Source organism: Psychrobacter sp. T6-1 (assembly GCF_052258445.1).
The window spans coordinates 1-584 of sequence record NZ_JBQQFC010000776.1 but is presented as its reverse complement, the minus strand read 5'-3'; the positions used below and the strand labels follow the sequence as shown (position 1 = coordinate 584).

Below are 584 nucleotides of genomic sequence, written 5' to 3'. Positions count from 1 at the left end.
TCGATACAAGATCGCATGGCCTATGCAGGCGAGTATTTCTTAGATCGTTACGGCGCTGAGGCTGCTAGTACTTCGCCGCCATTCAAAAAGATATTTGACATGGGTATTCCACTTGGGGCAGGTACTGACGGTACGCGAGTTTCAAGCTATAATCCTTGGATTGCGCTGTACTGGATGACGACAGGTAAGACAGTCGGCGGCACGCCGCTATATGGCAAAGATAACGTTCTCTCTAGAGCAGATGCACTAGAGGTGTATACCAAAGGCAGCGCTTGGTTCTCAAATGAAGAAACGGTAAAAGGTACTCTTGAGCCAGGTATGTATGCTGACTTTGCGCTATTGTCTGATGATTACTTTAGTGTCCCCGATGAGAAAATCAAAACTATCGAAGCCGACCTTACCGTCGTTGGTGGTGACGTAGTATATGGCACCGGTAAATACAGTAAGCTTGCGCCAACACTAGCGCCTGTGATTCCAAGCTGGTCTCCGGTAAAATATTACGGCGGTTATCAAAACGCCAAGTAAATTATTGAAATTGCGATAAAGAATCGGTCTATTATTAGGCCGTTTTTTTGTATTGGTAT

1 protein-coding gene is annotated in these 584 nt (G+C 45.5%); it reads left to right on the top strand.

The features are described 5' to 3' along the window. Window positions 1-525, top strand: a 525-nt coding sequence (locus ACTXGO_RS15915) for an amidohydrolase family protein (RefSeq protein WP_443575205.1), incomplete at its 5' end; no start/stop codon positions are given. Window positions 526-584 lie beyond the last annotated feature (59 nt).